This is a genomic window from Acidovorax sp. M14 (assembly GCF_049331375.1).
GTDB lineage: Bacteria > Pseudomonadota > Gammaproteobacteria > Burkholderiales > Burkholderiaceae_C > Acidovorax.
The window spans coordinates 2,200,902-2,222,533 of sequence record NZ_CP186263.1 but is presented as its reverse complement, the minus strand read 5'-3'; the positions used below and the strand labels follow the sequence as shown (position 1 = coordinate 2,222,533).

Here is a 21,632-nt window from a genome sequence, read left to right as displayed (position 1 = left end):
CATGCGCGCCGCAGCAACGATCTGGCTCTGTGTGCTGGCCGCCCCCGCGGTGCAGGCTGCAGGGTTTGGGCCGCCGGAGGGCACGCTGCCCATTCACCCCTTGTCGGTGGCTGTGCCTGCGGGCGCCCTGTCGCCACTGCGGTCCTCCGCCCTCTTCCGCGAAGAGCCCAACACCGGGGCGGCGCCCACGTACTACCTGGGTGCCGGCGTGGTCGGCTCGCGCCTGCAAATCCCGGACTCGCCCGGCGCCACGGCGTGGCAGGTGGTGCCCACAGCGGCTTGCGCGCGCCTGGAGCCCGTGCCCCCTGCACTGCTGCGAACACCCGCAGTCCAGGCCGTCGTGGTGCAGCAAAACCCCCTACCCATGGAATGCGCTGCAGCCTTTGAAGGGAGCTGCACCAGCCGCGACGGAAAGCTGCGCATCACCACGGCCTTCGAGGGCCGTCGCCGCGCCGCGCGCGTGGGTGGCGGTTTTTTCGGCACTGAAGGCACCATCGACACCACCTTCTACACCGGCGTGCGCACGCTCAGCATCGAACACCTGCCCAGCCGTCTGGCGCTGCGCATGCAGGAGCGCCTGAACAACAGCAACGGCTACAGCGCCCCGCAGACGGCCATCCGCTATCTGCCAGAGCTGCAACGCGTGCTCTTGCTGGGTGTCTCCGAGGCGCAGGGCATGCCCATGGCGCACTGCGTAGCCCTGCCGCCCGGTTGATGGTGTCCATCGCCTTCTGGTCGCCACGGGGTGGCGCCCACCTCACTACCCGTCCTCTAAACATCAGGCAGGCAAGCCCACGTCTTCCTGGGGTACCCAGGGCTGCTGCGCCCGCCACTGGTCCAGCCAGCCCGGCACCTGCTGCGCAGGCATGGGCCGCGCAATGCCATACCCCTGGCCCAGCACGCAGCCCATGGCCAGCAGCTTGCGGCCGTGGGCCACGGTCTCTACGCCCTCGGCAATCACCTTGCGGTTGAAGGCCTTGGACAGGCCGACCACACCCTGGACGATGGCAAGGTCATCCCGGTCATCGAGCATGTCGCGCACAAAACTCTGGTCGATCTTGAGCAGCTCTGCGGGCAGCTTTTTCAGGTAGGTCAGCGACGAGTAGCCCGTCCCGAAATCGTCCAGCGCAAAACGCACGCCCAACTCGGCACATGCGTGCATCAGGCCTGACACCTGGGCCATGTCCTGCAGCGCGCTGGTCTCCACGATCTCCAGCTCCAGCGCCGACGAAGGCACCGTGGGGTGAGCGGCCAGTGCCTGGCGCAACTTGTGCACAAAGTCATCCTGCTGCAACTGCCGGGAGAACACATTGACGCTGACCGGCATGTGCAGCCCCGCCGCCAGCCACTGCGCCATCTGCGACAAGGCCAGGTCCAGCACCCGCTCGCCAATCGCAATGGCCAGGTCATGGTCTTCAATCACCGGCAGGAACTGGCCCGGCGCCAACAGGCCCCGTTCGGGATGCAACCAGCGGACCAGCGCCTCCATGCCCACCACCTCGCCCGTCTGCATGTTGACCTGGGGCTGGTAGTACAGCACCAGCTGGTGCTGCGCAATGGCAGCGGCAATCTGGTCCAGGCTTTCGCGCTTGATGCGGATGGCGGCATCGCTGGCCACATCGAACAGGTGGAACCGGTTTTTGCCCGCCTGCTTGGCCAGGTACATGGCCTGGTCCGCATGCCGGATGAGCTGCTCCGAGCTGGAGCCGTCTTGCGGGTAGATGGTGACGCCGATACTGGCGGAGACTTGCAAGGAGTTGCCGCCCACCTGCAACGGCTCTGCGGCCACCTGCAGCAGCCGCAGCAGCAGAGGTTCGCAGTCGTGCTCGGTCGACAGGTCGGACATGACGGCCACAAACTCGTCCCCGCCTATGCGCGCCAGCGTGTCGCCATCGCGCAGTGCCAACCGCAGGCGCTTGGCAATCGCCACCAGAAACTCGTCCCCCGCCGCGTGGCCATAGCGGTCGTTGATGTCCTTGAAGCCGTCCAGGTCCAGAAAGGCCACCGCCAGCGACTTTTGGCGCCGCACGCAGTGCGCCATGGCCTGCTGCAGCCGGTCGGCCAGCAGCACGCGGTTGGGCAGGTGCGTCAGCATGTCAAAGTGCGCCACCTCGGCCAGTTGTTCGTTGATGCGGCGCATCTGCGCGTTGGCGGCCTCCAGCTCGGCCTGGCTGCGCAGGCGCTCCGTCATGTCGCGAACGATCATGCTGCTGTATTGGCGGCCCTCGCTGTCTCCGTAGATGCTGGAGCTGATCTCGGCCGTGAACCGGCTGCCATCGCCCCGGACCATGGTCAGCAGGCCGGCCGCCTGCCCTATCTGCTCACGCCGCCCGAGCAGCTCGTGCAGCCGGGGGTCGGAGGGGTCGGCCAGCCCCGCGCGCCCCCGGGCAATGATTTGCGCCTCGCTCAAGCCAAACAGGCGGCACGCCGCCTGGTTCACGGCCAGCACAGTGCCATCGGGCGAGGTCAGCAGCACGGCGTCCATGCTGTTGTCAAACAGCGCCTGGAACTTGAGTTCGCGGTCCTGCAGCTGCGACGTCAGCTTGCGCCGCATGGTGATGTCGACAAAGGTCACCACGATCTTGTCGAGCTGTCCATCGGCGGTGAACCACGGGTCGGCCCGGCTGAGCACCCAGCAGATGTCTGCATCCTTGCCACTGACGATGCCTCCCACTATCCCGTTGACGGGTTCACGGGTCGCAAGCACCCGCGAGGCGGGGTAGTCGGAAACCGGCATGACGGTCCCCTGCTCGTTCACGAAGGACCAGGCCGGGTCAATCAGCTGCTTGCCGGTCATCTGCTCAAAACTCAGCCCCAGCAGGTTGCTGGCCTCGGCGTTGCACCGCACCACGGCGCCCGTCGCATCGTGGATGACCAGGCCCGTCATCAGGTTGTCGATGAGGGACCGCTGCTCGGTCTCGCTCTCACGCAGCACCCGCTCCACCGCCAGCCGCTGCTGCTCGGCTTCGTGCTCACGGCGGGCGAGGCGCCGCGACACGAGCTTGATGAACACCAGCAACAGGGCCGTCAACGCCAGCGGCGTGTCGATGCTGCGGGCCCAGACCTGAAAGAACCGGATCTCGGGCTGCCCGACAAAGACGGTCGCAGGGAGCTTGTCGAGCCGGTGGAACAGGTTGATGAAGTTCTGCCCGTTCAACAGCGCATTGCCCCCCTCGACCCGCCCTTGCACGGGGAACTGGTGCTGCGTGAGATACCGTATCAGCGCCCCGTCCCGGCGTGTGCCGTATACCTCGTCCTTGGTGACCGTGGCAGGCACGGGATAGCGGGACATCAGGTAACCGTCATCGCGCAGCACACCCACGGTGATTTGCTGCACCAGCGGCGCGTCCTGCCAGAGCGACTCCAGAAAATCGACCGGAAACACATCCGTCAGCACCGCCAGTGGCTGGCCTTGCGCGTCCCGCAGCACATGACGCAGCGTGAACACCCAATCCTGGCCCTGGACGTCACGCTGGGGTCGTCCCAGGTAGATGTCGTGCAGGTCCTTCGCGTCCCGCGCAAAGTCCTGAAAGCCGGATTGATCCGCCACGTCAAGCTGGACGGTCCTGTCCGCCGCGTGGGACGAGGCCAGTACCTTGCCGCTCATGTCGCTCAGGGAGATCTGGCGGACCTCGGGGCGGTGCTTGCGGTAGTCCGCCAGCAACTGCTGCGCCAGCGCCAGGTTGTCGATGCCACCGGGGGAGACGGCCATCGTTTCTGCCAGGCTGAACATGCCGGCGCGTTTGGAGAGAAAGAAGGTGTCCAGCGTTCGCGTCAGCAGCATCAGGTTGGACTGCATGTGCTGCTCTTCCCGCTCCTTGACCTGGCCCCATTCGTCAAAGGCGTACAGACCCACCATCAAAAGAACCGACGCGATGACCAGATTGGTCACCTTGTGGATGCTGCTGGCAGCTGCGCTTGCTTGGATGGATGGATTCATTCAGAAAGCACAAAACGGCACGTCGGTGCAGGGTGGGGAGTCTCCTTCCCCGGCTCTATTCGTTTTCTTCGGTCGTCCTTCAGGCCATCCTAACAGGTAACAAATTGAACGAGGTTACCCGGCAAGCGCCACTGCAGGCCGCCGGGCCTTAGCGTGCGCACGGTCCAGATGGCAAGGGTTGCACATCGACCGCACACGAAGCCCCGCCAGCGCGAATACTATGTTTTTAGTAGCGCCTCAGGCATGTGATACCTGCGCTACCGGCCAAAATGATCCCCAAACAGGCGCTGGGCACCTCCATCGAGGCAGGGGCCCGGCCAGCGGATCAACTCGCCGTCACCAGCGCCCGCATCCAGTCCGGCAGCGGTGCCGCCTTCTGCTGCGGAAAGTCCACCCAGATCGTTGTGGCGCCGCCCGCCGCACAAATCACGCCCGGCTGGTCCACGCGTTCCATCGTGCCCCAGGTCTCGAACGTGGTGCGGCCCGGGTCGCTCACGTAGAGCTTCAGCAGGACGTCCGCCGGGTATTCGAGCTGCTTGTAGAAGTTGCAGAACGCATTGACGATGACCGGCCCCTGCCCGCGCGGATCGGGGTTGCAGCCCACCGACACCATCCACTCGATGCGCGCGGTTTCGAGGTAGCGGAAGTACACGGTGTTGTTGACATGGCCCATTGCATCCATGTCGCCCCAGCGCACCGGGAACCGCATTTCAAAGACCAGCTTCTTGACCTCGGGGATTTCTATCTTCATGGTCGCCGACGTCCCGGGGATCAGACCGCGAAGCCGTCGTCGGCAGCGATCACCGCGCCGTTCACAAAATGGCTCTGGTCGCTGGCCAGCATCACCAGCAGCGCGTCCAGGTCCTGCGGCTGGCCCACGCGCTTGCGCGGCAGCATGTCCATGAGCTTCTTGCCCTGCTCGGTCTGCCAGTGGTGGTGGTTGATCTCGGTATCGATGTAGCCAGGGCAGATCGCATTCACGTTGATGCCGAACCGGCCCCACTCCAGGGCCATCGCCCGGGTCATCTGCACCACGGCGGCCTTGCTCATGCAATACGCGCCAATTTGCGGCAGCACCTTCAGGCCCGCCATCGACGCGATGTTGATGATGCGCCCGCCGGTAAAGCTGCCCGGCGCTGCGCCGCGCGAGCGGGCCAGCATGCGTTTGCCCACCTCCTGCGCCACAAAGAAGGCACCCTTCACGTTGGTGTCGAAAATGAAGTCGTAGTCCTCGGGCCTCACGTCCTGGATGCGCTGCGTAGTGCTCACGCCCGAGTTGTTGACCAGAATGTCAATCGACCCCATTTCGGTCTCGGCATGGGCCACGGCGGACTTGATGGAGTCGTGGTCGGTCACGTCCAACTCGATCACATGGGCGTCACCGCCCTCGCCTTCGATGCGCGCGCGCAGCTCCTTGAGTTTTTCCACCCGGCGGCTGGCCAACACGACGCCTGCGCCCGCGCGGGCCAGCGTGCGGGCAAACTGCGCGCCCAGGCCGCTGGATGCGCCCGTGATGAAGGCCACGCGGCCGGACAAGTCGATGCTGTATGCCATTTAGAGTCTCCCTACTGATCAAAATAGAACGGTCGTTCGATTGTCCATATTCCGTGAATACAATCAGTCGCCAGACAGACAGGGCGCGGTCGGCGCTCTGTAGAAAATAATCCATTATCAAACGCCCGACGAGAAGCCCATGACCAACGAAGAAATCCTCGCCCAATACGGCCCCCGCGAATCCATGGAATACGACGTGGTGGTCGTTGGCGGCGGCCCTGGCGGCCTTGCCACTGCGATCCGCCTGAAGCAACTGGCGGTCGAAAAAGGCCAGGACGTCTCGGTGGTGGTGCTGGAAAAAGGCTCCGAGCCCGGTGCGCACATCCTGTCGGGCGCCATCATGGACCCCAAGGCCCTGACCGAGCTGATCCCCGACTGGAAAAAACGCGGCGCTCCGCTGAACCAGCCCGTCACCGACGATGCCTATATCTTCCTGAGCGAAAAGTCGGGCTTCCGTGTGCCCAACATGTTTCTGCCGCCGTTTGCGCAGAACCATGGCAACTACATCATCAGCTTGGGCAACCTGACCAAGTGGCTGGGCGAACAGGCCGAAGCCCTGGGCGTGGAAATCTTCCCCGGCTTCACGGCCGCTGAAGTGCTCTACAACGACAACGGCTCCGTCAAGGGCGTGGCCACCGGCAACATGGGCATCGGCAAAGATGGCGAGCCCACCGAGAACTTCCAGCTGGGCATGGAACTGCTGGGCAAGTACACCGTGTTTGCCGAAGGCGCGCGCGGCCATCTGGGCAAGCAGCTGATCGCCAAGTTCCACCTCGACAAGGACCGCGACCCGCAGAGCTTCGGCATCGGCGTGAAGGAACTGTGGGAGATCGACCCCAAGAAGCACCAGCCCGGCTTTGTGATGCACACCGCCGGTTGGCCCATGGAGAACGACACCTACGGCGGCGCCTTCCTGTACCACCTGGAGGGCAACAAGGTGGCCCTGGGCTTCGTCACCGGCCTGGGTTATGCCAACCCCTACCTGAGCCCGTTCGAGGAATTCCAGCGCTGGAAGACACACCCTAACGTCCGCTACTACTTCGAAAACGAAAAGGGTGAGATCACGGCCAAGCGCCTGTCGTACGGCGCACGTGCCATCAACGCCAGCGGCATCAACGCCCTGCCCAAGACGGTGTTCCCGGGCGGCGCACTGGTGGGCTGCAACGCGGGCTACCTGAACGTGGGCCGCATCAAGGGCAGCCACGCCGCCATCAAGACCGGAATGCTGGCCGCCGAAGCCGCTTATGACGCCGTGGTGGCAGGCCGCCAGCACGACGAGCTGACCGCCTACCCCGAAGCCTTCGAAAAGAGCTGGCTGCACACCGAGCTGAACAAGGATCGCAACTTCAAGAACTGGTTCAAGTACGGCCTGACCACCGCCACGTTGATGAACGGCTTTGAGCAGTTCGTGCTGCGCGGCCACATCCCCTGGACACTGCACCGCGACAAGCCCGACCACGCGTACCTGAAGCCTGCCGCCGAGTGCAAGCCCATCGTCTACCCCAAGCCCGATGGCAAGCTCACGTTTGACCGACTCTCCAGTGTATTCATCAGCAACACCAACCACGAAGAGAACCAGCCCGCCCACCTCACGCTCAAGGACCCGAGCGTGCCGGTCAACATCAACCTGGCCAAGTACGCCGGCCCCGAGGCGCGCTACTGCCCGGCGGGTGTGTACGAGTTTGTGCCCGACACGACCAAGGGCGGCGATGCCCAGCGCCTGCAGATCAACGCGCAAAACTGCGTGCACTGTAAGACCTGCGACATCAAGGACCCTACGCAGAACATCGTGTGGGTCACACCGGAAGGCGGCGGTGGCCCGAACTACGCGGGCATGTAAGCACCGTCAAAATTCATAGCACCTTGCGCTTGAAGGGCCTGCACTGCAGGCCCTTTTTCATGAAAATCAATCCGATCTGCAGCGCAATACCCCTCCTCATGCGGCTGCGCGCGTGAGCTGAAACTGCCCCATCGCACCCGCCAGCCGGTTGGCTTGGTCCTTGAGGCTCTGGGCCGCTGCGGCGCCCTGCTCCACCAGCGCGGCGTTCTGTTGGGTCATGTGGTCGAGCTGGTCCACCGCCTGGCTCACCTGGCCGATCTGCGTGCTCTGCTCGCTGCTGGCCTCGTTGATCTCGGACATCAGCGTGGTCACACGCTCCACGCTTTGCACGATATCGCCCATCGTGGAACCTGCGGTGACCACCAGCCGGGCGCCGTCACTCACCTTGTCCACGCTGGTGGAGATCAGCGCCTTGATCTCGCGCGCCGCATTGGCGCTGCGCCCGGCCAGGCCCCGCACCTCGCTGGCCACCACGGCAAAGCCGCGCCCCTGCTCGCCCGCACGCGCCGCCTCCACGGCCGCGTTGAGCGCGAGGATGTTGGTCTGGAAAGCAATGCCGTCGATGATGCCCACGATGTCGGCAATCTTCTTGCTGCTGGCATTGATCTCCTCCATGGTCTTTACCACCTGGTTGACCACTTCGCCCCCCTTGCTGGCCACCTCGGTGGCATTGAGCGCCAGCGCATTGGCCTGGCGCGTGCTGTCGGCATTGGCGGCCACCATCTGCGCCAGCTGGGCAATGCTGGCCGCCGTCTGCTGCAGGTTGCTGGCGGCGTGTTCGGTGCGCATGCTCAGGTCGGTGTTGCCTGCGGCCACTTCGGAGCTGGCCACATGGATAGATTCGCCCGAGTCACGCACCTCGGTCACCACGTAGTGCAGTGATTCGACCATCTTGTCCAGCGCCGTGAGCAGCTGGCCGATCTCGTCGGTGCGCTGGGTTGGCATGCGCACCGTGAGGTCGCCCCGCGCCACCACAGCGGCCGCCTCGGACGCCTGGCGCAATGGCAACACGATGGAGCGCCGCAGCAGCCAGCCAAACAGCGCCGACAGCGCCACCACCACCAGCACCGCCACGGCGCTGATCCATTGCGCACGGGACGCGTCGGCAATCATGCTGTCGCCCGCGTTCAGGGAGGACTGCTCCGACGCTGCGAGCAACTGGTCGATGGACCGCAGGTATTGGGCCAACGCGGCGGCGTGCTCCTGCAGCTCCTTCTGGCTGATGATCTTGGCTTCCAGGGCGTTTTGCACCAGCGCGTCCCGCAGCACGGCGTATTTCTGGCGCTCGGCCTGGGCCTGTGCCCACAGGGGCCTCGCGCTCTCACTGGAAGACGCCTTGGTCAGCGCTTCATCAATGCGCTTGCGCATCGCGTCTTCGGCAGCGATTTGGTTGCGCATTTCGGCCACCAAGGGGAACACATCGGACGACAACGTGGCGCGCAACGCAATCTGGCCGATATAGACCGACTGGGTTTTCCAGTCACGCACGGTGCGCTCGATGGGCAGTTGCTCCGTGGTCAGCAACGTGGCCTGGCGGCTCGTGTCCTGCCCTGTGAGCCAGGTGGTGGCACCCAGCAGCGCCACCGCAAAGCCCAGGATGCCAAAGCTGGCCGCCAGCTTCTGGCCCACGCTCAGAGTCCGGCGGCGGCGGGCAGGTGCTGGGCTCTGGGCGGCAGCGTCTGGCACGGCACGGCTGAACTCCGCGCCTGCTGGTGCGGCGGAGAAGGCGGCGCCGCCAGGCGCCCCGGATGTGGCGGGCAAATAGTTCATGAGCGTTCTCCTGTTTCATATCCCGCACCGTGCAGGGGTGGAAGCCGGTGGTGGCCAGCGCCGTGCACCGTGGGTCCTCGCTGACTCGCAGCACACAGCACCGGCCCCACCGGGTGGGTCAGCAATCCATCACGTCAGGACGTGACACATTCGCCAAAGCCGCCACCGCCGGGGGTGGCGATCTCGAACACATCGCCCGGCTCCATCAGCGCCGCGCCAATGTGGCCCAGTTCCTCCACCTGGCCGTTGGCACGCAGCACGCGGTTGGCACCGGGCTTGCCGGGCTGGCCGCCCGCCATGCCAAAGGCGGGGTTCAGTCGCCCGTTGGACAGGATGCTGGCCGTCATCGCCTCCAGGAAACGCACGCGCCGCACGCCACCGTCCCCGCCCGCCCAGCGGCCTGCACCGCCCGAGCCGCGCTGGATCTCGTAGCTGTCGAGCACCACCGGGAAGCGGAACTCCAGCACCTCGGGGTCGGTCAGGCGCGAGTTCGTCATGTGGGTCTGGACCACGCTGGTGCCGTCAAAGCCACGCACCGCACGGCCCGAGGCGTCCAGCACCGCACCCGCACCGCTGCCACCGGCAATGGTTTCGTAGTACTGGTACTGCGCATTGCCGAAGGTGAAGTTGTTCATGGTGGGCTGGCTGCCCGCCATCACGCCCAGGGCGCCAAACAGCGCGTTGGTGATGCAGGTGGAGGTCTCCACGTTGCCCGCCACCACCGAGGCCGGCGGGTTGGGGTTGAGCATGGAGCCTTGGGGAATGATCACCTGCAGGGGCTTGAGGCAACCGGCGTTGAGCGGGATGTCGTCGTCCACCAACGTGCGGAACACATACAGCACGGCCGCCATGCACACGGCACGCGGGGCGTTGAAGTTGTTCATCTGCTGCGGGCTGGTGCCTGCAAAGTCGATGACCGCGCTACGCTCGGCCACATTGACCTTGACCGACACGCTGATCTGCGCGCCGTTGTCCAGCGGCAGGGTGAAACTGCCGTCCTTGAGCTGCGTGATCACACGGCGCACGGACTCTTCGGCGTTGTCCTGCACATGGCGCATGTAGGCCTGCACAACATCCAGACCAAACTGGTCCACCATCTTCGACAGCTCTTGCACGCCCTTTTCGTTCGCCGCGATCTGTGCACGCAGGTCGGCCAGGTTCTGCTGCGGGTTCCGGCTGGGGTATGGCGTGGTGCCGCCGCCCGTGGCCAGCAGGGTGCGCACTTCCTCTTCCAGAAAGATGCCCCGGTCCACCAGCTTCACGTTGTTGATCTGCACGCCTTCCTCGTCGATGCGCGTGGAGAACGGGGGCATGGAACCTGGCGTGGTGCCGCCAATGTCCGCGTGGTGGCCCCGGCTGCCCACATAAAACGTGGGCTCGTTGCCCTCGGCCACGTACACCGGGGTGATCACCGTCACATCCGGCAGGTGGGTGCCGCCGTGGTACGGGTCGTTGAGCATGTACACGTCGCCCGGGTGCATCTTGCCCGCGTTCTCGCGGATCACGGTCTTGATGCTCTCGCCCATGGACCCAAGGTGCACCGGCATGTGGGGCGCGTTGGCGATCAGGTTGCCGGCCGCGTCGAACAGCGCACAGCTGAAGTCCAGACGCTCCTTGATGTTGACCGAGTAGGCCGTGTTCTGCAGCTGTAGCCCCATCTGCTCGGCAATGTTCATGAACAGGTTGTTGAACACCTCCAGCAGCACCGGGTCCACCGTGGTGCCTGCGGCGTACTGCACCTTGCGGGCGGTCACGCGGTCCAGCACCAGGTGGTCCAGGTCGGTCAGGCGCGCAGACCAGCCGGGCTCCACCACGGTGGTGGTGTTCTTCTCGGCAATGATGGCCGGGCCGGGGATCACGTCGCCGGGGTGCAGGTCCTCGCGCACCACCAGGGCCGCATCGTGCCAGGCACCGCCCGAGTACATCTGGACCACCTCGCGCTGCGGGTGCTTGCGGTGCGGGTGCACGGGCAGGCGCGGCTCGGCGGGTGCGTCACCGGCAATCATGGCTTCGACCGACACCGCCTCCACCACCAGGCCCTTGCCCACCATGAGGAAGGCAAAACGCTGGCGGTAGGCGGCCTCAAAGGCTGCCTGGATGCTGGCCATGTCGCCAAACGGCACGACCAGGGCCGAATCCGTGCCCTCGTAGCGCACATGCACGTTGTGGCGCACCTGCACGGGGTTGGTGCTGACCTGCTGGCACTCCAGCTCGGCCTGCGCGGCAGCGCCCAGCGTATCCAGGCGCTCGGCGATCAAGGGCAGAGATTCAGCCGCCAGCGGCATCTCCACTGCCTGCTCGCGGATCACTGTTTGGTCAGCCAGGCCCATGCCGTAGGCGCTGAGCACACCAGCCAAGGGGTGCACGAACACGCGCGACATGCCCAGGGCATCGGCCACCAGGCAAGCGTGCTGGCCGCCTGCACCACCAAAGCACTGCAGGGTGTAGCGCGTCACGTCATAGCCGCGCGCCACGCTGATCTTCTTGATGGCGTTGGCCATCTGCTGCACGGCAATCTGGATGAAACCTTCGGCCACTTCTTCGGGCTTGCGCTGGGTCTGCGTCGCAATCTCTTCAAAGCGGGCGCGCACAGCGTCAGCGTCCAGCGTTTCGTTGGCTGCGGGGCCGAACACGCTGGGGAAATAACGGGGCTGCACCTTGCCCACCATCACGTTCGCATCGGTCACAGCCAGCGGGCCGCCCCGGCGGTAGCTCACGGGGCCGGGGTTGGCGCCCGCGCTCTCGGGGCCCACGCGAAAACGGGCGCCGTCATACGCCAGCACCGAGCCACCGCCCGCCGCCACCGTGTGGATGCTCATCATCGGGGCGCGCATGCGCACACCGGCCACGTGGGTCTCGAACTCGCGCTCGAAGGCCCCGGCGTAGTGGCTCACATCGGTGGACGTGCCGCCCATGTCAAAGCCGATGACCTTTTCGTGCCCGGCCAGGCCCGCTGTGCGCGCCATGCCGACGATGCCTCCTGCAGGGCCGGACAGGATCGCGTCCTTGCCCTGAAACGTGCCCGCATCGGTGAGGCCGCCGGACGACTGCATGAAGAACAGCTTGACGCCCGGCATCTCGCTGGCCACCTGCTCCACGTAGCGGCGCAGAATGGGCGACAGATACGCATCCACCACCGTGGTGTCGCCCCGACTCACAAACTTCATCATGGGGCTGGTTTCGTGCGAGGTGCTGATCTGCGTGAAGCCCACTTCCTGGGCGATGCGCTTGGCCGCCTGCTCGTGCTGGGTATAGCGGTAGCCGTGCATGAACACAATGGCCACGCTGCGCAGGCCGCGACCATAGGCGGCCAGCAAGTCACCGCGCAAGGTGGCTTCGTCCAGGTTCTGCAGCACGCCACCATGGGCGCCCATACGTTCGCGGGCCTCGATGACTTCGGTGTAGAGCAGCTCGGGCAGCTGGATGTGGCGGTCAAACAGGCGCGGGCGGTTCTGGTAAGCGATGCGCAGTGCATCGCGAAAGCCGCGTGTGGTGACCAGCAGCGTGGGCTCGCCCTTGCGCTCCAGCAGTGCGTTGGTGGCCACCGTGGTGCCCATCTTCACGCACTCCACCAGCTCAGGCGTGACAGGCTCGCCGGGCTTCAGGCCGAGCAGGTGGCGGATGCCCGCCACGGCGGCATCCTTGTACTGCTCGGGGTTCTCGGACAACAACTTGTGGGTGGTCAGGGAGCCATCGGGCCGCTTGGCCACGATGTCGGTGAAAGTGCCGCCCCGGTCGATCCAGAACTGCCAGCGTGGGGTGTGCGTTTGGGGTGTCATGGTGGTCATGTGTAGTGGCTCCGAGATAAAAAAATGGAAAGAGGTGGTGGCTGTGTGGCTAGGCGATGGCAAGGTGGGCGGGGGCCAGCCTTTGCATGACCTGCCACACGGCAGGAATGGGGGGTGCGATGGCCAGAGCCCGCTCCACAGGGCACCAGGGGCTTGCCAGCGAAGCGGCCCAGGCCATCACGGGCAGGATGTCGGCGGGCGGCAGGGTCTGCATGGTGTCGATCACGATGCGAAGCTCCTGCGCCAGGCGGTTTCCGGGGGCAAATCGCCAGTGGTATTGGCCACCCGCCACACACACGGCGCGGTTTTCCTTGGCCGTCATGGCCGACAGCCACAGGCAGTGAAAGTCGGCGCAGGCCGGGGCTGGAGGCTCGGTCAGGCAGAAGGTGTAGGCGTTTTCATATGCGCGGCCAAAGTTGCGCACCAGGGTCTCGGCAATGGCCTCGCGGCCCAGGGTGCATGCTGGGGCCTGCTCGTCGCCCTGGCGCATTTCCATCTGCAGCAGCGCACCACCGGCAAAGGCTTGCGCAATGAGGTGCGGGCGATTGAGATCCTTGGCGCGCAGGTACATCTCGATGGTGTCCGAGGGTGTGTGCATGGTGCTTCTCCTGAAAGACGTGCACGAAAGGTCAGCGCTGCGTGTAGTACGGGATGAAGATCTGGTTGGCCTCGCTGCCCACCGAGCGCACCCACTCGCGCGAGAACCGTTCGCCCAGGCGCTTGAGTTCGGCATCAAAATCTGCTGGCGCACGATCCACCTTGATGCCCTTGCGCTGCAGCTCGGCCACCGACTCTTCGGCCACCGCAGCGCTCATGGCCCAGCCGCGCGTCTCGGCCTCGGCGGCGGCTTTCGTCACCGCCTGGCGTGTGGGTGCAGGCAGTGCGTCAAAAGCCTGCTGGTTCACAAAAACGATGTTCTTGGGAAACCAGGCGTTGATGCCGTAGTACTGCTTGATCTGGCCCCAGACCTGGTTCTCGACCCCCGTGAGGGCCGAAGTGATCATGGAGTCGAGCTTGCCAGCCGACAGGGCCTGGTTCACCTCCACCATGGGCACATCCACGGGCGTGGCGCCCAGCAGCTCGGCAATGCGCACAGTGCCGGGGTTGTAGGTGCGCATGCGCGTGCCCTTGAAGTCGGCGGACGAGCGCACGGGGTTGATCGAGAACAGCCCCTGCGGCGGCCAGGGCACTGCGTACAGCGCCTTGAGCCCCTTGCTGGCCATGTGCGACTCGATCAGCGGCCGCTGCACGTCCCACATGCGCCGCGCGTCGGCATAGCTGCGCACCACAAAGGGCACGGCGTCCGCCCCGGCGATGGGGATGTCTCGCACCAGGTTGGTCATGATGGTCTCTCCCGCCTGGGCCTTGCCCTCCTGCACGGCCTGGGGAATCTCGTTCAGCTTGAACAAGGCGTTGTTGGCATGGACCTCGATGCGCAGCGCGCCTGCCGAGGCACGCTCCACGTCTTGCGCAAACTGCACGAGATTGCGGGTATGAAACGACTCCGCGCGGTAGCCCGTGGCCAGCTTCCACTGGGTCTGGGCGTGCAGCACCGGGGCCACAGCGAACGCGGCCAACAACACCAAGGTCTTCATGGGGAACTCCTGTGCGGACGTTTCAGGCGTGGGTGCGGGGGGTCAGCCCTGCATCTGGCGGGGCAGCCAGAGCACGACATCGGGCACGAAGTACGTCATCACGACGGCCACGATCATCAGAGCGAACAGAGGCAAGGCCGTGCGTGCAATCCAGGTTACTTCGCGCCGCGTCATGCCCTGCAACACGAAGAGGTTGAAGCCCACGGGCGGCGTGATCTGCGCCATCTCGACCACCAGCACGATGAAGATGCCGAACCACACCAGGTCAAAGCCTGCAGCCTCCACCGTGGGCAGCAGCACCGCGATGGTCAGCACCACCATGGAGATGCCGTCCAGGAAGCAGCCCAGCACAATGAAGAACACGATGAGCAGCAGCATCAGCGCAAAGGGCGACAGGTGCAGCGCCCCGATGAACTCGGCCAAGTGCCGTGGCAGGCCGATGAAACCCATGGCCAGCGTGAGGAACGCGGCACCGGCCAGGATGAGGCCGATCATGCAGTACACGCGGCAGGCGGCGACCAGCCCTTCCTTGAAGCGCTCCCAGTTCAGCGAGCCCTCGATCTTGGCCAGGATCAACGACCCGGCCACACCCAGCGCCGCAGCTTCGGTAGCGGTGGCAATGCCGCTGTAGATGGCGCCCAGCACCACGACGATGAGAGACACGACGGGAATCAGGTGGCGGGAGGCATACAGCTTTTGCACAAAGCTGAGGCGGGCGTCAGGCGCAGGCACCTTGTCCTTGTTGAACAAGGCCCACACCACGATGTAGCCCATGAACAGCGCAGCCAGCATCAACCCCGGAATCACTCCTGCAAGGAATAGCTTGGAGATCGACACGTTTGCTGCCACGCCGTAGACGATCATGATGATCGATGGCGGAATCAGCAGCCCGAGCGTGCCCGCACCGGCCAATGTGCCCACGGAGATGTCTTCGGGATAGCCGCGCTGCTTGAGTTCAGGCAGCGTGATCTTGCCGATGGTGGCGCAGGTGGCGGCCGATGAGCCCGAGATGGCCGCGAAGATGGTGCAGCCCACCACGTTGACGTGCAGCAGGCGGCCGGGCAAGCGCTCCAGCCAGGGCGCCAGGCCCTTGAACATGCTGCTCGACAGCTTGCTGCGGAACAGGATCTCGCCCATCCACAAAAACAGCGGCAAAGCCGTCAGCGTCCAGCTGGAGGTCGACCCCCAGATGGTCAGCATCATGCTGTCGCCCACGGGGCGGTTGGTAAAAAACTCCATGCCGACCAGAGCCACTGCCAGCAGTGAGAGGCCGATCCACAGGCCCGATCCGAGCACTGCGAACAGCACCACGATCAGACCCAAAGCGATGATGACGTCCATGATGAGGTCTCCTGGATCGGGTTATTCGGAACGTGCGGCTTCGGACACCGCCATGAAGGCCGTCCCCTGGAAGCGCAACACCAGCGCGTGGGCAAACGCCAGCGCAAAACCAATGCAGCCCATGGCCATGCTGATCTGGGGAATCCACAGCGGCGACGCGTCGGCCGCGGGCGATATGTCGTGGGTGATGTAGGAGATCCACACCGAACGCACGGCATAGCAGGCGATGTACACGGACAGCACCAGCGCACTGACCAGGCAGAACCACTCGAAGGCACTGCGCCAGCGGGCGGGCAGCCTGTCCAGGATGAGCGTCACGCGGATGTGATCGCCGTTTTGCAGCGTGCTGGGCAGCGCAAAGAACAAGGCGGCTGCAATGGCGTAACCCGCGTAGGCGTCGAGTCCGTCGATGTTGAGGTGGATGACTTCGCGGGCAAAAACGCCCAGCGTGACTGCGCCGAACGCGGCCAGCATCGACAGGCCGGACAGCAGCATCAGCAGCCTGTAGAAATTTCGGACGAGCTTGTCCATGGCGTACTCCTGTAACGCTTGAGAAAGAGGGGGAGCGGTAATGAAATTGCGGGGGTAGCGCGCGGTGCGCTACCCGGCCCCGTGGGGGCCTTCAGACATGTTCAGACGTGACTACTTCTTGCGGTAGGCGTCGATGATGGCCTGCCCCTCGGCACCGGCCGATTTCACCCAGTCAGCGGTCATGGATTCGCCGATGCTCGCCAGCTCCTTCTTGATGCTGTCGCTGGGCTCGGCCACTGTCATGCCCTTGGCCGACAGTTCCTTGATGAACTCCTTGTCCACACGCTCGCTGGTGGCCCAACCGCGTTCTTCGGCGGCGGCTGCGGCTTTGAGCACGGCATCCTGCAGGGGCTTGTCGAGGGCGTCAAAGGCCTTCTGGTTCACCACCGTGGCATTGCGCGGCAGCCACGCGCTGACGGGGTAGAAGTACTTGACCTGCTCATACAGCTTGGACTCCACGCCGCTGGCGCTCGACGTCAGAAAGTTCTGCACCGTGTTGGTCGCCAGGGCCTGGCCCAGCTCGGACAGCTGGATCGTCACGGGCTGTGCCTTGAGCAGCTGGGCAATGCGCGTGGTGGCAGGGTTGTAGGCGCGCATCTTGGTGCCCGCAAAGTCTGCGGGCGTGCTCACCGGCTTGAGCGAATACAGCGACTGGCCAGGCCATGGCACCGAGAACAGTACCTTCACGCCCTGGGCGGCGAGCAGCTTCTCTTGTGCGGGCTTGGCGGCCAGGTACAGGCGCTTGGACTCTGCATAGGTGGTCGCCAGGAAGGGGATGGAGTCCACGCCAAAGAGCGGGTTCTCGTTGGTGGCGCCCGACAGGATGAACTCGGCCGAAGGCACCTGCCCGGTCTGCACCGCGCGCTTGATTTCGTTGGCCTTGTACAGCGAACCACCCGGGTGCAGGGTGATCTTGAGCTTGCCGCCGGTGAGCTTGTCCACGTCATCGGCAAACTGCTGCACGTTCTGCGTCTGGAAGCTGTTGGCACCGTAGCCGGTGGGCAGGTCCCACTTGACCTGGGCCTGGGCCGCACACACGCTGAGGGCAGCCGTCATACACAGTGCAAATTTTTTCATGGGGAGACTCCTGGGGTAAGCCGCTTAGAAGCTGGCGAGTTGGTGGTTGAGAAGGTCGGTGATCAGCATGCAACCCGGGGCATGGGTGATGCAGAAGGCCGGTTGGGCGTTGAGGATGGCCGATTGCGGCGTCACGCCGCAGGCCCAGAAAACAGGGATCTCACCGGGCATCAGCGCTACGGCATCGCCATAGTCGGGCTGGGACAGATCGGTGATGCCGATGAGAGCCGGGTCACCAATGTGCACGGGTGCGCCGTGCACGTTGGGAAACCGCGAGGTGACCTGCACCGCCCGAATCACATCTGCTGCAGGCATGGGGCGCATGGTCACCACCATGGGGCCACCGAAGGGGCCCGCCGGCTCGGTTTGCACATTGGTGCGGAACATGGCGACGTTCTTGCCTTCCTCGACGTGGCGCAGGCGGATGCCTGCCTCGATCAATGCGGACTCGAACGAGAACGAGCAACCGAGAACGAAGGTGACCAAGTCAGAGCGCCAGAGGCTGGCGATGTCCACCACCTCTTCGGACATTTCTCCGTGACGCCAGATGCGGTAGAGCGGCACATCGCTGCGAATGTCGATACCCTTGCCGAGTGAAGGCAAGGTGAACTGTCCGGGCTCACTGACCGCCAGCACAGGGCAAGGCTTGGGGTTGCGTTGACAGAACCGCAGGAAGTCACTGGCAAGCACCTCGGGCAGGATGACGACGTTGCCCTGAACATGGCCATCTGCAAGGCCACTGGTGTGCGATGTCCACAGGCCCTTGCGGATCGTGTCACGGACATGGATCGGGTTGCTGGCACCTTCAGGACCAAACACCACGAGCGAATTTTCTTGAACGAAGTCCACCGTTTTTCCTTGCATTGAGAAATGTCAATTGCATGACGTTGGGCAGATTGTGTTGGGGTGTGAACGACCCTGGCAAATTCAAAAAATTTCTATCACGTCATCGATTTTTTCCATGCACTCCATTGGGGATAGGCGAACCATCTTGGCGCCAAGGGAAAACCCTTAGAGAAAATTTACGGGTAAACACTGACGCCAGCGAATCATTGGAATGCCGGAGAAAAAAGGCGTATGCCGAGCACACCCGGCAGGGTGCCTCAAGGTGTTTTGACAGAAGGCTCAGCCCTTGCGAGGGCGGCGGGCCGGCGCGGGCTGTTGCTGCTCGATGAAGTCCAGCGCCGAACGCACCACGGCCTCCATGGCGGGCGATGAAGGGTCTTCGCGGTAGCTCACGTGGATGGGCAGCGGCCGCAATGTCGTGTCGCACGCCAGGGCTCGCAAGTCAGGGAACGCCAGCAGGCGCTGCACTGCCAGACGCGGCAGCGTGGCCACGCCAAAGCCACCTTGCACCAACTGCACCATGGCAGAAATCGACGAGATGGTGTGCACGCAACGCGGCTCAACCTGGGCCTGGCGCAGCGTGTCGAGCAGGGACACGTGCGGCTGCGAGCCACGCTGGAAAGTCAGGATGTCAGCGCCTGCAAAATCTTCCAGCGCATAGCGGCGCTTGCGGTGCGTTTTGCTGTTGCCCACAAACACCATCTCCATGGGCGTCACCGCTTGACTGCGGATGCCGTCCGCGGCCGCAGGCAGGGCCGCGAAAACGGCATCCAGCGTGCCGCGGCGGATCTGGTCGAGCAACACCGGGGTGGTCTCCACCGTCAGCTCCAGCTCCAGCAAAGGGTTGTCCTTGCGCAGCTGTTCCACCCACGGAATGAGCCATGAGTGCAAGACCGATTCGATGGCCCCCAGGCGGATCGACACCTCCAGCGGACCACCCGATCCCATCTCGGATTTGAGCTGGCGCTGCAGCTCCAGCATGCGCTTGGCATACACCAGGAACCGGGCACCTGCCACCGTGAGTTTGAAATGCTTGTCGCGCCGGTCCAGCAATAGCACGCCCAGCTCTTCTTCGAGCGCGGAGATGCGGCTGGACATGGCGGACTGGGTCAGAAAGAGCTTCTCGGCAGCGCGTGTCACGCTCTTGAGAGAGGCCACCCAGTAGAAGGCTTCGACAAAACGCAGGTTCATGGTGTTCTTCGGAAGGGCTGGGTGTACTTTTACTCAAACGGCTCTGCGCACTGCCCAGACGGGCGCACTGCGATGGTGCGCGGTGTGGGAATCCACCCGCCTTTTTCCGGCAGACACTGCGCTGCAAAAGCCATTGTGCCGTCGCATTTCAAGGTCACAACGCAGAACTGCTCGCAGTTGGGGCGCTGACCAAAAGTGCGTTGCCAGTTTTCTGCAAGGAATCTGCGGCGCCTTGCCACGCCACACCACCGGCCTACCCGGTGAACAAGGGCAGGTCTGCCTTCTTCAAGGTCCGCAGCACAAAGCTGGAGCGGCTGTGCCGTATGCCTTTGATCTTGTAGAGCTTCTCGCGCAGCAGGCGCTCGTAATCGCGGGTGTCCTTGACGACGATGCGCAGCAGGTAGTCGTAGTCACCGGAGACCAAGTGCGCCTCGATCACTTCGGGAATGCTGGCCAGTGTCTCGCCAAACTTTTCGAGCGTGTTGTCCGAATGGCTGTCGAGGGTGACCTGCACCAGTACCGTGTCGGCCAGGTCAAGGGACTGAGGATTGATGCGCACCGTGTAGCCCTGGATGACACCCGCCTCTTCCATCTTTTTGATGCGCCCCCAGCAGGGTGACGGGCTCAGGCCCACGGCCTGCCCTATTTCTTGCAGGCTGGCGCGAGCGTTGGCCTGCAAGACAGCGAGAATTTTTCTATCCAGTCGATCCATCGGCCTGATTATTCAGCAAATCATTTGGATGCAGAAAATTATTCTGCATATCCAACAGAATGCGCCAAATTCAGCAAATTCATCTGCAGCACCCGGCGCATACTTCTTCCATCAAGGCGCTCTTACCGGAGCGCACAAATTGACAAGGCCCCGGCTGGTTACCGCCAGCACGGGGCCCTTGGCATTCCAGATGCCTCCACACACTGAATAGTGAAGAGCCGCTTGCATCCGTCGGTGGCGTGCGGACGACGTACAGGCCTCAACCGCTCCGCTCCAAGGAGGTGTCGCCAATGCAACTGCAAACACGGGGTTGACCAGTTGATAAGCACGCTTACCAGCACAAACCCGGATGCCTGCGGCCATGCTGCACCGCCATAATTTGACTAAGGCCAGGGGCGGCTCTGCCAGGAGCCCAAGTGCCCCAATCCCCTGCCCCAACATCAACAGGAGACACCATGCAATTGACCAAACTCGTCGTTGGACTGAGCCTCGCGCTCGGCTTTGTGGCCACCGCTGCTGCGCAGACCACCATGCGCATCAGCATCTCGACGGCCCAGAACTCCCACCAGGGTGTAGCCATCGACACGTTTGCCAAAGAGGTCGAAAAACGCACGGGGGGCCGCTACAAGATCCAGACGTTCTACAACGGCGCCTTGGGCGGCGAGCGCGAATCGATCGAAGCCGTGCAACTGGGCACCCAGGAACTGGCCTTCAGCTCCACAGGCCCTGTGCCCAACTTTGTGCCCGAGACCAAGATCCTGGATGTCCCCTTCCTGTTCCGCGACAAGGCCCATGCACGCGCGGTGCTGGACGGTCCTATCGGCCAGGACTTGCTGTCCAAATTCGACGCCAAGGGTTTCAAGGCACTGGCTTGGGCCGAGAACGGCTTCCGCCACATGACCAACAGCAAGCGCGACGTGAAGGAGCCCGGTGACCTGAAGGGCCTGAAGATGCGCACGATGGAGAACCCCGTGCACATTGCCGCGTACAAGGGCTTTGGCATCATCACCACGCCCATGGCCTTCCCTGAAGTGTTCACGGCGCTACAACAAGGCACTGTGGACGGCCAGGAGAACCCGCTGTCCGTCATCATCTCGGCCAAGTTCGACCAGGTGCAAAAGCACCTCTCCCTCACCGGCCATGTGTATTCGCCCTGCATCTTCGTGATGAACAAGGCAGCTTTCGACAAGCTCTCGGCAGCCGACAAGCAGGCCTTCATTGACGCAGCCAAGGAAGGCACCAAGGCCAACCGTGCACGTGTGGACGAAGACGACGCCAAGGGCGTTGCTGACCTGCGCGCCAAGGGCATGACCGTGATCGACAACGTGGACAAGGCCAAGTTTGTGGCGGCTCTGGCCCCTGTGAACGCCGAGTTTGAAAAGCAGTTCGGCAAGGCTGCTATCGACAAGATCCGCGACGTCAAGTAATTTGGGTCTTTGCTATCACC

At 64.0% G+C, this 21,632-nt stretch carries 16 protein-coding genes; 3 read left to right on the top strand and 13 right to left on the bottom strand.

Annotation, left to right across the window (positions count from 1 at the left end; genetic code table 11):
- The first annotated feature begins 1 nt into the window (after nt 1).
- Complete coding sequence (locus tag ACOYR4_RS10160) at nt 2–715, top strand: hypothetical protein (protein ID WP_422849438.1); 714 nt, start codon at nt 2–4, stop codon at nt 713–715.
- Between the two features lie 63 nt (nt 716–778).
- Here the strand turns inward: ACOYR4_RS10160 and ACOYR4_RS10155 are convergent, their stop codons facing one another.
- The 3 genes from ACOYR4_RS10155 to ACOYR4_RS10145 form a co-directional block, all read right to left on the bottom strand.
- Nucleotides 779–3,940 (bottom strand): EAL domain-containing protein, encoded by a 3,162-nt coding sequence (locus tag ACOYR4_RS10155; RefSeq protein WP_291444566.1) that lies wholly within the window; start codon nt 3,938–3,940, stop codon nt 779–781.
- A gap of 325 nt (nt 3,941–4,265) precedes the next feature.
- The gene (locus ACOYR4_RS10150; RefSeq protein WP_291436952.1) at nt 4,266–4,691 is read right to left on the bottom strand and encodes an acyl-CoA thioesterase; all 426 of its coding nucleotides are present in this window, start codon (nt 4,689–4,691) and stop codon (nt 4,266–4,268) included.
- 20 nt (nt 4,692–4,711) lie between these two features.
- The gene (locus ACOYR4_RS10145; RefSeq protein ID WP_291444562.1) at nt 4,712–5,494 is read right to left on the bottom strand and encodes an SDR family oxidoreductase; all 783 of its coding nucleotides are present in this window, start codon (nt 5,492–5,494) and stop codon (nt 4,712–4,714) included.
- 139 nt (nt 5,495–5,633) lie between these two features.
- Between ACOYR4_RS10145 and ACOYR4_RS10140 the strand changes: the two genes are divergently transcribed.
- On the top strand, nt 5,634–7,334 hold the full coding sequence (locus ACOYR4_RS10140; RefSeq protein WP_422849437.1) for an electron transfer flavoprotein-ubiquinone oxidoreductase: 1,701 nt from the start codon (nt 5,634–5,636) through the stop codon (nt 7,332–7,334).
- A 96-nt stretch (nt 7,335–7,430) separates the two neighbouring features.
- Here the strand turns inward: ACOYR4_RS10140 and ACOYR4_RS10135 are convergent, their stop codons facing one another.
- The 10 genes from ACOYR4_RS10135 to ACOYR4_RS10090 all read right to left on the bottom strand — a co-directional run bounded on the left by ACOYR4_RS10135 (nt 7,431) and on the right by ACOYR4_RS10090 (nt 20,185).
- The gene (locus ACOYR4_RS10135) at nt 7,431–9,104 is read right to left on the bottom strand and encodes a methyl-accepting chemotaxis protein (protein ID WP_422849436.1); all 1,674 of its coding nucleotides are present in this window, start codon (nt 9,102–9,104) and stop codon (nt 7,431–7,433) included.
- A gap of 134 nt (nt 9,105–9,238) precedes the next feature.
- Nucleotides 9,239–12,892 (bottom strand): hydantoinase B/oxoprolinase family protein, encoded by a 3,654-nt coding sequence (locus ACOYR4_RS10130; protein WP_422849435.1) that lies wholly within the window; start codon nt 12,890–12,892, stop codon nt 9,239–9,241.
- Nucleotides 12,893–12,941: 49 nt separating this feature from the next.
- The gene (locus tag ACOYR4_RS10125; protein WP_422849434.1) at nt 12,942–13,490 is read right to left on the bottom strand and encodes a hypothetical protein; all 549 of its coding nucleotides are present in this window, start codon (nt 13,488–13,490) and stop codon (nt 12,942–12,944) included.
- Nucleotides 13,491–13,521: 31 nt separating this feature from the next.
- Nucleotides 13,522–14,487, bottom strand: a complete 966-nt coding sequence (locus ACOYR4_RS10120) for a TRAP transporter substrate-binding protein (protein WP_015014340.1) — start codon at nt 14,485–14,487, stop codon at nt 13,522–13,524.
- Between the two features lie 42 nt (nt 14,488–14,529).
- Entirely contained in the window at nt 14,530–15,828 is a 1,299-nt protein-coding gene (locus tag ACOYR4_RS10115) for a TRAP transporter large permease (RefSeq protein ID WP_200947593.1), read from the bottom strand.
- Nucleotides 15,829–15,849: 21 nt separating this feature from the next.
- Nucleotides 15,850–16,359, bottom strand: a complete 510-nt coding sequence (locus ACOYR4_RS10110) for a TRAP transporter small permease (protein ID WP_056640579.1) — start codon at nt 16,357–16,359, stop codon at nt 15,850–15,852.
- Between the two features lie 111 nt (nt 16,360–16,470).
- Complete coding sequence (locus ACOYR4_RS10105) at nt 16,471–17,436, bottom strand: TRAP transporter substrate-binding protein (protein WP_422849433.1); 966 nt, start codon at nt 17,434–17,436, stop codon at nt 16,471–16,473.
- 24 nt (nt 17,437–17,460) lie between these two features.
- Nucleotides 17,461–18,255: a putative hydro-lyase gene (locus tag ACOYR4_RS10100; protein ID WP_291444768.1), complete on the bottom strand. Its 795-nt coding sequence runs from the start codon at nt 18,253–18,255 to the stop codon at nt 17,461–17,463.
- 306 nt (nt 18,256–18,561) lie between these two features.
- Nucleotides 18,562–19,473, bottom strand: coding sequence for a LysR family transcriptional regulator (locus ACOYR4_RS10095; protein WP_422849432.1), 912 nt, complete (start codon nt 19,471–19,473; stop codon nt 18,562–18,564).
- Between the two features lie 253 nt (nt 19,474–19,726).
- The gene (locus ACOYR4_RS10090; RefSeq protein WP_056067700.1) at nt 19,727–20,185 is read right to left on the bottom strand and encodes an Lrp/AsnC family transcriptional regulator; all 459 of its coding nucleotides are present in this window, start codon (nt 20,183–20,185) and stop codon (nt 19,727–19,729) included.
- Between the two features lie 455 nt (nt 20,186–20,640).
- Between ACOYR4_RS10090 and ACOYR4_RS10085 the strand changes: the two genes are divergently transcribed.
- Entirely contained in the window at nt 20,641–21,612 is a 972-nt protein-coding gene (locus ACOYR4_RS10085; protein ID WP_291444544.1) for a TRAP transporter substrate-binding protein, read from the top strand.
- The last annotated feature ends 20 nt before the right edge of the window (nt 21,613–21,632 follow it).